The 13,146-nt window shown below is 60.3% G+C and carries 19 protein-coding genes; 11 read left to right on the forward strand and 8 right to left on the reverse strand.

Annotated elements, in window-relative coordinates:
* Nucleotide 1 precedes the first annotated feature (1 nt).
* The gene (locus NMB39_RS17610; protein ID WP_198720481.1) at nt 2-1,345 is read left to right on the forward strand and encodes a c-type cytochrome; all 1,344 of its coding nucleotides are present in this window, start codon (nt 2-4) and stop codon (nt 1,343-1,345) included.
* 118 nt (nt 1,346-1,463) lie between these two features.
* On the opposite strand, the gene NMB39_RS17615 is transcribed toward NMB39_RS17610, so the two are convergent.
* The gene (locus NMB39_RS17615) at nt 1,464-1,613 is read right to left on the reverse strand and encodes a hypothetical protein (RefSeq protein ID WP_164484430.1); all 150 of its coding nucleotides are present in this window, start codon (nt 1,611-1,613) and stop codon (nt 1,464-1,466) included.
* Nucleotides 1,614-1,860: 247 nt separating this feature from the next.
* Between NMB39_RS17615 and NMB39_RS17620 the strand changes: the two genes are divergently transcribed.
* A complete protein-coding gene (locus tag NMB39_RS17620) occupies nt 1,861-2,298 on the forward strand; it encodes a hypothetical protein (protein ID WP_057025384.1) in 438 nt (145 codons plus the stop codon).
* A 7-nt stretch (nt 2,299-2,305) separates the two neighbouring features.
* Here the strand turns inward: NMB39_RS17620 and NMB39_RS17625 are convergent, their stop codons facing one another.
* Both NMB39_RS17625 and NMB39_RS17630 read right to left on the reverse strand, forming a co-directional pair.
* Complete coding sequence (locus tag NMB39_RS17625; RefSeq protein WP_057025385.1) at nt 2,306-2,806, reverse strand: CinA family protein; 501 nt, start codon at nt 2,804-2,806, stop codon at nt 2,306-2,308.
* 42 nt (nt 2,807-2,848) lie between these two features.
* Nucleotides 2,849-3,940, reverse strand: coding sequence for a zinc-binding metallopeptidase family protein (locus NMB39_RS17630; RefSeq protein ID WP_057025386.1), 1,092 nt, complete (start codon nt 3,938-3,940; stop codon nt 2,849-2,851).
* A gap of 256 nt (nt 3,941-4,196) precedes the next feature.
* Here NMB39_RS17630 and NMB39_RS17635 point away from each other — a divergent pair, with 256 nt between their 5' ends.
* The 3 genes from NMB39_RS17635 to NMB39_RS17645 all read left to right on the forward strand — a co-directional run bounded on the left by NMB39_RS17635 (nt 4,197) and on the right by NMB39_RS17645 (nt 5,551).
* Nucleotides 4,197-4,934 carry an OBAP family protein gene (locus NMB39_RS17635; protein ID WP_057025387.1) on the forward strand — a complete coding sequence of 246 codons (738 nt, stop codon included), beginning with the start codon at nt 4,197-4,199 and terminating at the stop codon, nt 4,932-4,934.
* A 99-nt stretch (nt 4,935-5,033) separates the two neighbouring features.
* Nucleotides 5,034-5,291 carry a DUF6555 family protein gene (locus NMB39_RS17640; RefSeq protein WP_046072110.1) on the forward strand — a complete coding sequence of 86 codons (258 nt, stop codon included), beginning with the start codon at nt 5,034-5,036 and terminating at the stop codon, nt 5,289-5,291.
* Nucleotides 5,288-5,551, forward strand: coding sequence for a hypothetical protein (locus tag NMB39_RS17645; protein WP_057025388.1), 264 nt, complete (start codon nt 5,288-5,290; stop codon nt 5,549-5,551). The genes NMB39_RS17640 and NMB39_RS17645 overlap by 4 nt, the downstream gene beginning before the upstream one ends.
* Here the strand turns inward: NMB39_RS17645 and NMB39_RS17650 are convergent.
* Both NMB39_RS17650 and NMB39_RS17655 read right to left on the reverse strand, forming a co-directional pair.
* Nucleotides 5,542-5,985, reverse strand: coding sequence for a DUF421 domain-containing protein (locus tag NMB39_RS17650; RefSeq protein ID WP_046072108.1), 444 nt, complete (start codon nt 5,983-5,985; stop codon nt 5,542-5,544). The genes NMB39_RS17645 and NMB39_RS17650 overlap by 10 nt on opposite strands.
* 8 nt (nt 5,986-5,993) lie before the next feature.
* A complete protein-coding gene (locus NMB39_RS17655) occupies nt 5,994-6,509 on the reverse strand; it encodes a hypothetical protein (protein WP_057025389.1) in 516 nt (171 codons plus the stop codon).
* A gap of 217 nt (nt 6,510-6,726) precedes the next feature.
* On the opposite strand from NMB39_RS17655, the gene NMB39_RS17660 reads away from it, so the two are divergent.
* The 5 genes from NMB39_RS17660 to NMB39_RS17680 all read left to right on the forward strand — a co-directional run bounded on the left by NMB39_RS17660 (nt 6,727) and on the right by NMB39_RS17680 (nt 8,772).
* A complete protein-coding gene (locus NMB39_RS17660) occupies nt 6,727-7,026 on the forward strand; it encodes a hypothetical protein (RefSeq protein WP_494340344.1) in 300 nt (99 codons plus the stop codon).
* Nucleotides 7,026-7,277, forward strand: a complete 252-nt coding sequence (locus tag NMB39_RS17665) for a hypothetical protein (RefSeq protein ID WP_057025391.1) — start codon at nt 7,026-7,028, stop codon at nt 7,275-7,277. The genes NMB39_RS17660 and NMB39_RS17665 overlap by 1 nt, the downstream gene beginning before the upstream one ends.
* A gap of 122 nt (nt 7,278-7,399) precedes the next feature.
* The gene (locus NMB39_RS17670) at nt 7,400-7,855 is read left to right on the forward strand and encodes a GNAT family N-acetyltransferase (RefSeq protein WP_057025392.1); all 456 of its coding nucleotides are present in this window, start codon (nt 7,400-7,402) and stop codon (nt 7,853-7,855) included.
* Between the two features lie 154 nt (nt 7,856-8,009).
* Nucleotides 8,010-8,348: a MerR family DNA-binding protein gene (locus tag NMB39_RS17675; RefSeq protein WP_307718380.1), complete on the forward strand. Its 339-nt coding sequence runs from the start codon at nt 8,010-8,012 to the stop codon at nt 8,346-8,348.
* On the forward strand, nt 8,323-8,772 hold the full coding sequence (locus tag NMB39_RS17680) for an N-acetyltransferase (protein ID WP_057025394.1): 450 nt from the start codon (nt 8,323-8,325) through the stop codon (nt 8,770-8,772). Before NMB39_RS17675 ends, NMB39_RS17680 begins: the two co-directional genes overlap by 26 nt.
* 229 nt (nt 8,773-9,001) lie before the next feature.
* Here NMB39_RS17680 and NMB39_RS17685 read toward each other — a convergent pair whose 3' ends face one another.
* Both NMB39_RS17685 and NMB39_RS17690 read right to left on the reverse strand, forming a co-directional pair.
* On the reverse strand, nt 9,002-10,525 hold the full coding sequence (locus tag NMB39_RS17685) for a sensor domain-containing diguanylate cyclase (protein WP_057025395.1): 1,524 nt from the start codon (nt 10,523-10,525) through the stop codon (nt 9,002-9,004).
* Nucleotides 10,526-10,685: 160 nt separating this feature from the next.
* Complete coding sequence (locus NMB39_RS17690) at nt 10,686-11,585, reverse strand: LysR family transcriptional regulator (RefSeq protein ID WP_057025396.1); 900 nt, start codon at nt 11,583-11,585, stop codon at nt 10,686-10,688.
* A 133-nt stretch (nt 11,586-11,718) separates the two neighbouring features.
* Here NMB39_RS17690 and NMB39_RS17695 point away from each other — a divergent pair, with 133 nt between their 5' ends.
* On the forward strand, nt 11,719-12,333 hold the full coding sequence (locus NMB39_RS17695) for an FMN-dependent NADH-azoreductase (protein WP_306957656.1): 615 nt from the start codon (nt 11,719-11,721) through the stop codon (nt 12,331-12,333).
* Nucleotides 12,334-12,380: 47 nt separating this feature from the next.
* Here NMB39_RS17695 and NMB39_RS17700 read toward each other — a convergent pair whose 3' ends face one another.
* Nucleotides 12,381-13,142 carry an SDR family oxidoreductase gene (locus tag NMB39_RS17700; RefSeq protein WP_494340343.1) on the reverse strand — a complete coding sequence of 254 codons (762 nt, stop codon included), beginning with the start codon at nt 13,140-13,142 and terminating at the stop codon, nt 12,381-12,383.
* Nucleotides 13,143-13,146: the final 4 nt, after the last annotated feature.

A 13,146-nucleotide genomic window follows, 5' to 3' on the forward strand; every position in this document is an offset into this window, starting at 1 on the left:
CATGAACAACCGCCGATTCGCAAGAACCGCAGGGTGGCTGGTGCTGCCCTGCCTGGTCGCCGCAGGCCTGCTGGCCTGGTACGTCACACGCCAGCCCGCTTCGCCTTTTGAACAGCAACAGGCTACAAGTTTCGAGCCCGCCTTGGTCAGTCGCGGCGAATACGTTGCGCGGGTGAGTGACTGCGTGGCCTGTCACAGCCTCGCCGGCAAGCAGCCCTTTGCCGGTGGCCTGGAAATGGCCACGCCACTGGGGGCGATTCACGCCACCAACATCACCCCCGACCGCGAGCATGGCATTGGCGCCTATAGCCTGGCCGACTTCGACCGCGCCGTACGCCATGGCGTAGCGCCGGGCGGGCGACGGCTGTACCCGGCCATGCCCTACCCGTCCTATGTAAAGCTCAGCGATGACGACGTGAAGGCGCTGTACGCGTTTTTCATGCAAGGCGTGCAACCCGCCAACCAGGCGAACATCCCCAGTGACATTCCCTGGCCGCTCAATATGCGCTGGCCCATCGCCCTGTGGAACGGCGTGTTCGCCCCCACCGCCACCTATGCGGCCAAGCCCGGCCAGGACGCACTGTGGAACCGTGGCGCCTATATCGTCCAGGGCCCCGGCCATTGCGGCAGTTGCCATACACCCCGTGGCCTGGCCTTCAACGAGAAAGCCCTGGATGAGTCCGACGCGCCGTTCCTCGCCGGTGCCCTGCTCGACGGCTGGTACGCGCCGAGCCTGCGCCAGGACCACAACACCGGCCTGGGCCGCTGGAGCGAGGCGCAGATCGTGCAGTTCCTCAAGACCGGGCGCAATGCCCATGCCGTGGTCTACGGTTCGATGACTGAAGCGTTCAACAACTCCACGCAGTTCATGCAGGACGAGGACCTGGCGGCCATCGCTCGTTACCTCAAGTCACTGCCCGGCGACCCGCAGCGTGACGGCTCACCGTGGCAGTATCAGGCGGTCGCCAACACCCCGGCGCAAAACCCGGGCGCCCATACCTATGCCACACGCTGCGCCTCGTGCCACGGCCTGGACGGCAAGGGCCAGCCGGAGTGGATGCCGCCATTGGCTGGGGCCACATCAGCCTTGGCGAAGGAAGACGCCTCCGCGATCAACATCACCCTCAACGGCTCGCAACGCGTGGTGACCGCCGGCCTGCCGGACGCCTACCGTATGCCGGCGTTCCGTGAGCAACTGTCCGATCAGGAAATCGCCGACGTGCTGAGCTATGTGCGCGGCACCTGGGGCAACAACGGTGGCGCGGTCGATGCGAAGGCTGTGGGTAAATTGCGCGGGCATACCGACCCGGCGAGTAGCAGCCCGATCATCCTGCATATGCGCTGAGTGATGTATGAACTGTGGGAGGGGGCTTGCTCCCGATGGCGGTAGTTCAGTCACAGCTGCATAGACTGACACACCTATATCGGGAGCAAGCCCCCTCCCACATTTAGTCCAGGGACCTCTACTTGCTCTCGTCAGCCTTGCCTTCCTGCATCTGCACCGACGACTTGGTCCCGCTGGTATTGTCCTTGGTGGTATTGTCGGAGCTGTCAAAACAGCCGTGAAGCATGAACGCGCTGCACAATCCCAGGCACATATAGAGCTTCTTCATGATGATTCACCTGCTGCTGAGTGAGTGATATCCAGGGCGCCCGACGAGCGCAACGTTCGTCGGCCCGTTATATATCTGTCCGGAACGAAGGCGCAGGCGTTCAACAAATCGGCGCAGGCTTGGACGAATGGTCGGCCACTCGTCGAAGCCTGTGCAAATTGTTAAAACTTTAGCCCCCACGGTCCCTTCAAATGCAAATGAAGCGGCGCATTCGCCCGCCACTTCAAGCACGCGCGGAGATTAGTTCATGAACGTCCGACTGCCGATCACCTTACTACTCATCCTTACGTCCTCGACGGCCCTGGCCGACGCCTGCGATGTGGTTACACGCGGGCAAAGCGACCAGGTGCCGACGGTCGAGCAACATACCTGCTACCGCTACGAGGGCATGCCGCCTGAAGCCATCGACTGGTCCTGCAGCAACGAGAACAAGGAGATGATGCCCACTACGAAAAACAAGGTCGCGGCCTGTGCCAGCAACCATGTCGCCAGCTGCAAAGCCACGCCGACCCAGGAGGCCCTGGCCAACCCCCATTCGACGTCCAAGGCGCCGGATCACGAAGGCGCATTGCTGCCCAAGAATGCCCGCGTAGTGACCTACTACTATGCCGCCAATGATCTGGTCCAAGCCAAGATCGACTGTGAAAAAGCCGGCGGCGAATGGGCCTCGCAGCCAGTCAAATAAGGCTTCGCTAGCCTTGCTCACCGGCCAGGGCGCGCTGGTGAAAATGTGCCAGCCACTTCAAGGCATGCTCCGCCGCGTACAACTGTACTTGCTCACGAGAACCCAGGAAGCGTTCCTTGCGGCTGAAAATAGTCACCCCCTGCCCCACCCGATAAGCCCAGGCGAAGCAAATGGTCCCGGCTGGAATGCCATCCATGTCGTCAGGGCCGAGCAGCCCGGTGGTGGCCACGGCCACGTCCGCCGGACTGTCGTGCATCGCGCCTGCGGCCATCTCACGGGCGACCTCGCAACTGGTGAGGTTGAAGGTCTCAATCGTATACGCACGCACGCCCAACAAACGCTGCTTGGCTTCAGGGGAATACACCACGTACCCACTCTCGATACACGCCCCACCGCCCTCGACTTCCGACAGCAGGGTGATGATTTTCCCCGCTGTACAGGACTCGGCCGTGGTAAGGGTCATATCGTATTGTTTCAGGTAGTCAATAGTGGAAACGGCGATAGACACGGTTTTATCCTCCTGCACGTCATGTGCGAGCCTGATGCTGGTTCAGTACGTGGCCAGGTAGTCGGCCAGGGTCTGTGCGCACGCTTGGATCGCACCGTCGACGATCACCTCATAGCCATGGGTGTTTTCCGTGGGAATCGCCACACAGCCGGCGCGAGCCGAGGTGCCGTTACTCATGACCGCGCTGGCATCCGAGGCAAAATCCACCAACAGGGCGTATTGCGGCGCATAACCACAGCGTTGCGCTGCAGCCGCCAGGCCGCTCACTACCGAGCGGGTGTAATAACCTTTCAGGTCACCGGTATTGATAATCGGATCGACCCCCAGACGCGTACCGTACTCATCCATCACCGGGCCGACTTCCACCGCAATAGTGGTATCGCCCGGCAGCGTTGCCGCAGCGTACATGGCGCCAGCATTGCACTCTTCTTCAAGGGTGGTGAAGACGAAGTACACATCGCAGGAAAGCGCTTGTCGTCGTCGCTTTAGGCACTGCGCAGCCAGGAGCACCGCGGCGATGGGCGCACGGTCGTCCAGGAAGTGCGCGGCAATGGCGTCCCCCACCCGAAACGGCTCGCGCCAGTGTTGGCTCAGGGTTACGCGGCTGCCGGGACGCACCCCATAATCACGCAAAATCTGACTTGAGCAACGAGTGATGACATGCACATCATTCCAGTGCACATCCCCGGACAACACATCGGCGCCCTGGGGCGCGTTGGCCGTCATGTGCATCGAGCCAAAGGACAGCACACCCGGGATAATCTGGTGATCGCCGAGAATATCCACCGGGCACATGCCGAAGTTCACCGGATTCGCGCCGCCCAACGCCGTCACGCGCAGCGTGCCATCCGCTTCGACATGCTTGACCACCATGGCGATTTCATCCATGTGCGCCATGATTTTCACCGCACGCCCGGGCTCGTGGTTGCCCTGCGCCGCCTTGATCAGGCCGATCACATTGCCAGCGGGATCGACCCAGGTTTCGTCACACAGCGGTCCGAGGCTTTCCAGGCAAATGGCACGCACCTCGTCTTCCTGGCCTCCGGGGCCACGCGCGCGCAACAGTCTTTCAAGCAGTTGTGCCACGCCCTGCGCATCGTCGTTGCAATGGTCATCGTTTGGCTGGGGCTGCATCCGCCGGTTTCTCCCTTGTCGAAATCGATATCGGACGGTTCATGGGCAACGCTGCTCGCTGCACCCACCGCCGCGCTTGAGCGCCTATAAAAAATGACCCGTCGCGCTGACCAGTGTTCCAAAACTTTTAGCACTTGGGCTGCATCCCCGGCGACGCGGGGCCTATCGACAGCCGCTCGCCAATCCGGTTGAACACCTGCGCGGCCAAGCCTTCTAACCCTCGGTACAGCCTCACCGACCATGGAGGGAATCCACGATGAAAAAACTCAGTCTGACACTGTCCATTGCCTTGCTGACCGCCTGCGCCAGCAACAACTCACCGTCCAATGTGGTTGCGCCCGGTGATGCGAAATCGCCCACCACGCGCACCCTGGATGCTGGCGCTGCGGTGCTGCAATCGCGCCCGCCGGTGGATGCGTTGAATGCCTACCTGGACGGCTTCCATTTCTACAACGGCCACCCCGATGTGCAGATGGAAGCTCACCACTACTGCGCGATCCTCAATGAAGAAGTGATCCAGTGCGTGATCTACGACGGCAACCGCAAGGATGCCAAGCTGATGGGTGTGGAATACATCATCAGTGAGCAGCTGTTCAACACCCTGCCAGCGCAGGAGAAGGCGCTGTGGCATAGCCACGTGCATGAGGTCAAATCAGGCCAGTTGGTTGCACCGGGCATTCCACAGGTGGCCGAACATGCCCTGATGGAGAAACTCGTGCATACCTATGGCAAGACCTGGCACACCTGGCATACGGACCTTCACAAGCAGCTGCCGTTGGGCGTGCCGCAACTGATGATGGGCTTTACCACCGACGGCCAGGCCGACCCGAAGATGGTCGCCGAGCGGGATAAGCGCCTGGGCGTGGACAGTAACCAGAAGAAGGCCGCACGCGCGGATATCGCCGCACCCGCCATTGCTCCAGGGGCGGACGCGTGGCGCCAAGGCAGGATTATCCAGATCGACGACCCTACCCAGACTCCCCACCGGCACTGACCGCTGACCACCGAAGTGCCAGCTATCGAGGTGTCTGACAATCTTTCTGAATTTTTTCTGGCGTCAAATATCTGTAGCACATGAGCTTAGGGAGGCCTCATGAAAACCAACGAACTGTTTACCATCGAGTATCAACTTCACGGCAAGCCCAAGTCGTTCATCTTGCGTGCGCCGCAGATGAATAATGCCGACGCCTGGCATTGGGCAAGTTGCGATGCCGGTGTGGCGGTCATACCGAGGTTCGGGCAAAACAACCTCAAGCGCGTTTCCAAACCGATGGCGGAAAAATACGGCATCACTGATGTGCGCTGGTGCGGTGCGGCGCAACTCCAGTGGGCGGAGGATTTGACACAATGAACAGCCAGACGCTCGACTACACGCCTGGACAGGCATGGGAAGACGAAATAGCGCAGAACACCCGGATGTTTTTCGAAGCTGATCGGCTCGATACCTTGGCGTATCAAATCATCGAGTCCTACAGCGGCGATGCGAAAACCTGGCTGCGTTTCACCGAAGCCAAGAAGCTCGCGGATGCGCAACGCACGGCGGCGTATCAAGAATGGATGCGCATCCATCGAGCGAAGGGAAGTAAGCGCCAACCCGGGCATTATTCGTAGGGGATGACCGAGATCTTGCCGTTGCGCTCCAGAATCGCGAAGCGTATCTGCCGGATCTCGACAAGCCCTTGGGTGGACCGGGCCGCCTCAAGGATGTCGCCTTCATCCAGGCGCGCATGCTTGAGGCGTTTGTGCAGTACCTGGCCCTCCTCGACCAGCACCGTCGGCCCGCCATCCAGCACCCGTGCGAACCAGGTTGAGCGCTGCTTGACCAGCGAGAAGCCAATGTCGATGGCAATCAAGGTGACGATCACCATCACGGCATTGGTCAGCGAGAAATCGTCGCCGAGCAGTGCCTGCTGGGTGGCCTCGCCGATGACCATCAACAGCACCAGGTCAAAGGTGGTGAGTTCAGCCAGTGTGCGCCTGCCGGCAACCTTGAACAGCACCAGCAGTACCAGGTAAATCGCCGCAGCCCGCAACACAGAGTCCATGGTCGCCCCTAGGGATAAATGAATTGGGAAAGGCCCACTGAGGCGCCCGATGCCAGCGCCACCTTGGTTTGAAAGCTGCCAACACCGTCGCTGTTGAGGGTCACGTGAAGCATTGCGTGACCATCGTCGTCGCTCAGTACCCACACCTTCATGCCATCGCCTGCGGTACTGGCCTTGAGTGGCTGGGGTTGCAGCATTTGCACATTGAAGCCCTGCAACAGCGCGCCACTGAGCTCCACTTCAAGGGTCTCACGCGCCCGGCCTTGCACGTGAATCACCAATGCATCGGAAGAACCATTGCGCAGGAAGCGCTGGTACTCGACATGCAGCTGCCCATCGGCGCTGCGTACCTCGGCACTGCTCAATGGGCCCTTGGAAAACAGGCCGGCCAGGGTCAAGCCCATTAGCACTACCAACCCATACCAACCCCATCGCTCGAAGCACCAGACCTTGCGTTGCAAGGTCATGTCCTCGCTGACCGGGTAATTGCGGCTATGCAGGTCACGATGGTCTGGCGGCTTCATACCCTGTCCCCGGGTCCGGTTCATAACCTCTTAGGTGTGCGTGGGGTTGCGCGGGTTCATTCTTTCGCGGGGCAACCCAGCCACCATCTAAAAAGAAGATGGTTTGGGCGGAACTGAATCGTTGAAATGATCGAAATTTCAGCGGCAACCCAGTTGATACCGAGCCTTTTTAAGCGGGTCACAGCTCTATCAGTCCCGCTTAACCAGGAGCCTCGTCATGCAATACAACGACACGTACACTCAGATGATGGCCTGCCGTCAATTGGCGATGGAGCAGAACCAGAAGCTGTTCAACCAGGCCAATGCCCTCAGCCGCAGCGCATACCAATTGCTGGAAAGGCCCGACCTGGACAGCGAGCTGTTTGATCAATACCTGCATCTGCGCGGCAAGGCTGAGGCGCTGTTTCGGAAAGCGATTGATCACCTCGGCGTGCTCAACGAGCATTTTCCGGCACCGTCTTCATTGCTTGAAAATGAGCGCTCTAGAAACGCCCAAATTACCAAGGAGGTGGCCTGATGAACGACTCACAACGCGCCTGGGAACTGGCCATGGTGCTGATTGCCAATGGCAGGATCCCGTTCGACCCGGCCAACCCGAGTGGGTCGGTGAAGATCCTCTCGCGGCATCTTAAAGCGCTGGAAGCAGCGCTGCATGACCAGGCGATTAGCGCCAACACAGCGCCGATGCACATCACCGGGCATGAACACACGCGCCACGAGCGCCTGGGCAAAAGCCATCGTAAGCCCTCGCTGGTGTGTGCCGATTGAGAGTGGGCAACCCTGTATGATAGGTTCGATCTGGAACCTCTCCATGGCCACTGTACGGACACCATGACTGTGACTGATCAGCAAGCAGGCTGGATAAAAGCTCAAACCGAAGCGGGCCATTCATGACTGAATCCCGCTTTGCCCCCGCCCCCCCACGCTGGCTGATCCGCCAGGCCATGCCCGATGATGTGCATGCCCTGGTCGGACTGGATGCCTACGCCACCGCCCACGCCAGCCGTCGCGTGTTTATCTATGACGCCGTGGTTCGCCAGCAATGCCTGGTCGCCGTCGACGCTGGCGTATGCGCCGGCTACCTGGTGCTCACCCATGACTTTTTCGATCACGGCTTCGTCGCGCTGGTGGTTGTGTCACCCGCGCACCAGCGCCAGGGTGTGGCCCTGCGTCTGCTGGCGGCAGCCGAAGCGGCCTGCAAGACGCCCAAGCTCTTCGCCTCGACCAATGCCTCCAACACCGCATCCCAAGCACTTATGACCAAGGCCGGCTTTGTCCCCAGCGGGCAGATCGAGAACCTTGACGAAGGTGACCCGGAGCGCATTTACGTCAAATTCATTCGCTGACCGCCAGATCCATTTGTGACTGATCACGCCCAGGCGATCACCCACGCAGCCATGTAGAGGCCCACACGTTGCGTTTTTATGAAAAGAAAGGCTTGATCGCCTCGACAGCCAACTGGGTGCTCGCCGCCAGTTTGCCGCGACAGTGGTTGAACAGTTGGCGGTAATCGCGCTCGGCCAGGCCGGTGGACTGTCGTTGGATGAGATATTGGCCATGCTGTCGCCCAATGGCCAGGCCGAGGTGGACAGAAGTGTGCTGCTGGCCAAGGCCGACGAGATCGATGCGACGGTCAAACAACTGAAGGCCATGAGTCGAGGCTTACGTCACGCCGCCGCCTGCCCTGCACCCAATCACGCGCAATGCCCAAATTTCCAGCGGTTGCTCAAATCGCTGCCGCAGGGGCGTTCAAGCGCAGTACTGTCGGACGCCACACTGGGGTTCGGCCTGTTCAATCAACCGTTGAGGCATCATGATTCGCGACTTTCAACACACTGACCTGAAACCTGTGCTGGATATCTGGCTGCAAGCTTCAATCCAGGCCCATCACTTCATCGCCCCGTCGTTCTGGCATGACCAACTGGGCGCCATGCGTGACGTCTACCTGCCCAGCGCCGTGACACGCGTGTTTGAGGCCGATGGAACAGTCCTCGGGTTCAGTTGCGTGTATGAAGACACCCTGGCGGCGCTGTTTGTAGCGCCCGCGCATCAGGGCGGCGGCGTGGGTACGCGGTTGCTCGCAGACGCAATGGAATCCCGATCAGTTTTACAACTGAGCGTGTATTCGCAAAATTTACCCAGCCTGCACTTTTACAAGAAACACGGGTTTATCGTACTCAACGAACAACGGGACGAACATACGGGTCACTTGGAAAAGGTGATGTGCTGGAGCGCTGCTGGCGTCCCAGGAACCTTTCCTTGAATACACAATCTGTGGTTCACCCTTTTGAGCTGATGTGAGAACCACCCTCCCATGATCCTGATAAAAGCCGCCTTCTGCCTTTCACTGCTCAGCGCAGGCTTCATCGTTGGCTACGCGGCGAAACCCACAAACGAGCTACAACTCACAGCCGGCCAGCTCATGGAGTGCGGCGAACTCACGATGCCGACACTTGGGATGTGAACCGGCAAGCACATAAGTACAGGCCGTTTCAGCCGCCCGAAGCAATGTCCGTGGGCTGCCGGGAAAACCCATTGCGCCCGGCAGCCTTCGCACCGTAAAGCGCCGCATCGGCCGCCTCGATCAAACCTGATACTGGCTCCAGCCGTGAGCCTGTACCCGTCGCAATGCCGATACTCACACTCACGCGCCCGAACGGGCTGCCGGGATGGGGGATGTTTGCCTGTTGCAGTCGCGCAAGGATCCTTTCTGCGACCACCGTCGCGCCTTCGCTGTCGGTCGCCGGCATAATGATCGCTATTTCTTCTCCGCCATAACGCGCCACCAAGTCTGATGGACGCTGCACACAGCCCTCCAACAGTGTACTGACTGCCTGCAAACACGCATCTCCCGCGACGTGACCGCAGGCATCGTTGAAGCGTTTGAAATAGTCGATATCGATCATCAGCAACGCCAGCGACGTACCGTCGCGCTGCGCTCGGCGCGCTTCCAGGGCTAGGGTTTCGTCGAAGCAGCGGCGGTTTGCCAGGCCGGTCAGCGCATCCTTCTTGGCCAACAGCGCCAATTGCCGATTGGAGTCGAGCAACTGTTGCTGGGCGACGCGCAGCGCCTCTTCCGCCGCTGTACGCCGGCGGATATCGAGGATCAGGAACCAGCCGATCACCCCTGTCAGCCCCAGCAGCCCTACCACCACGACTGCGGACAACGCCGCCTCGATACGCCACGCAGCGAGGGCTTCATGCTTGCCCAATGCGACCGTGGTGATCAGCGGCAGGGTCTCGCTTTTGCGGAAAGCGTAGAGTCGCTCCACACCGTCCAGGCTGGAAGTGTAGGCGGCGGTGCCGACCGATTGGTCGACAAGGTACTTGGCATAGATAGGCGACTTGGAAAAGTTGCGGCCCATGTCTTGTTCGCGGAAAGGATAGCGCACCAACAGCGTGCCATCGGCATATGACAAACCGATCGCCCCCTCCTGGCCCACATCGAGTTTGCCGAACACGCGCAGGAAGTTTTCCACCCCCAGGGTGACCGCAACCACCCCGGCGAAGTTGCCCGACGCATCATTGAAGCGGCGGCTGATGGTCACCACCCACTCGTGGTTGGTACGACTCTGGATCGGCGGGCCGATAAAAGGCTCACGGCTCGGATCATCGCGATGATGAATGAAATAAGCGCGATCGCTGCTGTTGGCACCCACTGGGATCGGACGGTTGGACGACATCAACCAGTGGCCGTGATGGTCGTAGACGGTGATGCCACTGAGTTGCGGCATCAACGGCTGCTGCCGACCGATCAGGGTATTGATACGCTCGATCTGCGCCGGGCCACTGCCTTCGGTTTCCAGGCGTTCGACCAGCCCGAGCAACAGCAGCGAGCTTTGCCGCACGATACCTTCGGTGTAGGTGGTGAGTGCCTGGGTCAGGTTCAGGCCGTGCACGTCCACCTCCGCCAGCGCGCGCTCACGGGAAGACAAGACTTTCCAGATGGTCAGGGAGGTCAGGGAACAGCCAATTACCAACAGCAAAAGCATCACAAGGCGAGTATCACGCTTCACGTCAGTACCTTAAGGAAAGTCCGGTTTCCCATTCCAGTCGTCATTCAAACGCCGGCGCTTAGCCGCGGCCACATGTTCCGCGGCGCAAGCATACAAGCAGTCTGGCGTGCCTGCAGCTACTGTGAGCGCATAGGTTAAATCCGCGCTGTTGCGTCAAGACCTACACGCACAGGCGCCGGGCCAGATCATTAAGAAGCCAACGGCCTGCTATGCCCAGAGAACGATTTTGCATGTGCGCCGCATAGATCGTCAGCGTGTCGGGGGTACGCTGAAGTTCGGCGCTCAGCTCAAGGGGCAGGAGGCGCCCTGATGCCAGATGATCGACAATCAGATGCTCGGGCATGCGACACCAACCGAACCCGGCGAGCAAAAAATCCAGGCGCCGTGCCAGGTCGACAAACCGCCACGGCTGACTGCCCACCACCCCATAGTTGGGGCCGTCGGGGGAAACCGGATCGGAAAGTACCAGTTGTACATAGGGCGCGAGGTCCGCACGGGTAGCCGGACGGCCCAGCATTGCCAAGGGGTGCCCGCTGGCGATGACAGGCTTGAGGGCGACGCTGAGCAGCGCCAAGGCGTGGATATCATCGGGCACGGTGGGAATCAATGTGCATAGCGCCAGTGCCGCCGCGCCGTTGCGCAGTCGGCGCTCTGCCCCACCCAGGCCCTGCGTGGAAAAACTCACGGTCAGGTGCGGGAAAGCCTCACGGATAGCGCGCAGGCTCTCAATAAGCGGTGCGCTGGGGACCAGCGGGTCTATGGCAAGCGCCAACTCCGGCTCAAGCCCTGCTGCCGTACTGGCAGCCATTGCTTCGAACTGGGCAGCGCTGGCCAGCACTGCGCGAGCCTGAACCACAAGCACCCTGCCCACCTCGGTGAGCACCGGACGATGACCGCTGCGATCAAACAGTTGCACACCTTGAACGGATTCAAGCGTGGCAACAGACTGGCTAATGGCAGATTGAGCGCGGCGCAGCTGGCGCCCGGTGGCTGAAAAACTCCCGGTCTCTGCGATGGTGACCAGAATCCGCAACTGGTCCAGGCTGAGGTTTCCGATCATGACCTATCACTTGGACAGATGGACTCAATCATATTTACATCACTCCTGCTTATAGATCGCATTGGATAGAGTGTGTCGCACATCGCCGACAGCGACAACGCAAAACACACCATCGTCCCCAGGAGTTACGTTCATGCCCCAGCTACTCAGCATTGAAACCAGCCCACGCGGCGCTGCTTCGATTTCCCGGCAACTCACTCGCCGATTTGTCGCTGCATGGGAAGCTGCACATCCGGCAGGCACGGTCAAAATACGCGATCTGACTGACACGCCGCTCAGGTTCGTGGAGGCTCCCTGGCTCCAGGCTTACTTCAAACCAGAGAGCCAACACTCGCCAGAGATGAAAACCCTGTTGCAGCTTTCTGATCAGCTGGTGGCCGAGTTACTGGAAACCGATCACCTGGTTATCTCGACACCGGTCTACAACTACAATGTGCCTGCCGCGCTCAAGGCATGGGTGGATCACGTGGTACGCAAAGGCCTGACGTTGGGCTTTGACGGCAAGGGGCTGGTGACCGGTAAGAAGGCCACGGTGCTGATCGCCTCGGGCGGTGTGTACAGCGGGGATTCCCCGATCAGGGAGCGTGACATTGCGAGCCAGTATTTGAAACTGATCCTGAATGTCCTGGGCATCACCGATATCACCTTTATTGCAGCCGGCGGCGCTAAAGCGGTAGATCTGGGAGAAATCAGCATGCAGGATTTTCTCGCCGGCTTTGATGATCAAATCCAGGCAGCGCTGGCCTAGACCGGCGCCAGGCCTGGCCGGCGCCCACCGACGCCGGCATGACTGACTCATTTGCCTCCCGTCACATCCAGGAATGTACCTGTCACGAATGACGCCTCGGCACTGGCCAACCACAAAATCGCCCGGGCCACCTCCTCCGGCTGGCCGCCACGCCCCATGGGGATCGAGTCCTTGACCCGATCGACACGCCCCGGCTCACCGCCGCTGGCATGCATGTCGGTATAGATGTGCCCGGGGCGCACACAATTGACGCGGATGCCTTCCCGGGCCACTTCCTTGGCAAACCCGATGGTGAAGGTTTCCAGCGCGCCCTTTGACGCCGCGTAGTCAAGGTATTCATTCGGGCTGCCAAGACGCGCCGACGCCGAGGAGATATTGATCACTACGCCGCCCGCACCGTTGTGCCGATACGCCATGCGCTTCACCGCCTGCTGGGCGCAGAGCATCGGGCCGATGGCGTTGACCGCGAAAATGCGCTGCATACGCTCCAGGCTCAGGCCCTCGAGGCGCGACTGAGTCGCCAGCACGCCGGCATTATTGACCAGAACGTCGATGCGCCCGAACCTGCGGTCGATGGCGGTAAACAAATCGGCGACCTGATCGTGGTGAGCGCTATCGGCCCGTACGGCCAGGGCCTTGCGGCCCATTGCCTCGATATCCGTAACCACTGCCAGCGCCGCGGACTCGTTGGCAACGTAGCTGATCGCCACGTCATAGCCTTTTGCGGCGGCCAGTCGGGCCGTCGCGGCACCCACTCCGCGGCTGCCACCGGTGATCAGAATCAGCGGTGCCTGTGAGACCTCAACCATTGAA

The sequence above is a fragment of the Pseudomonas sp. FBCC-B545 genome, from assembly GCF_059134095.1.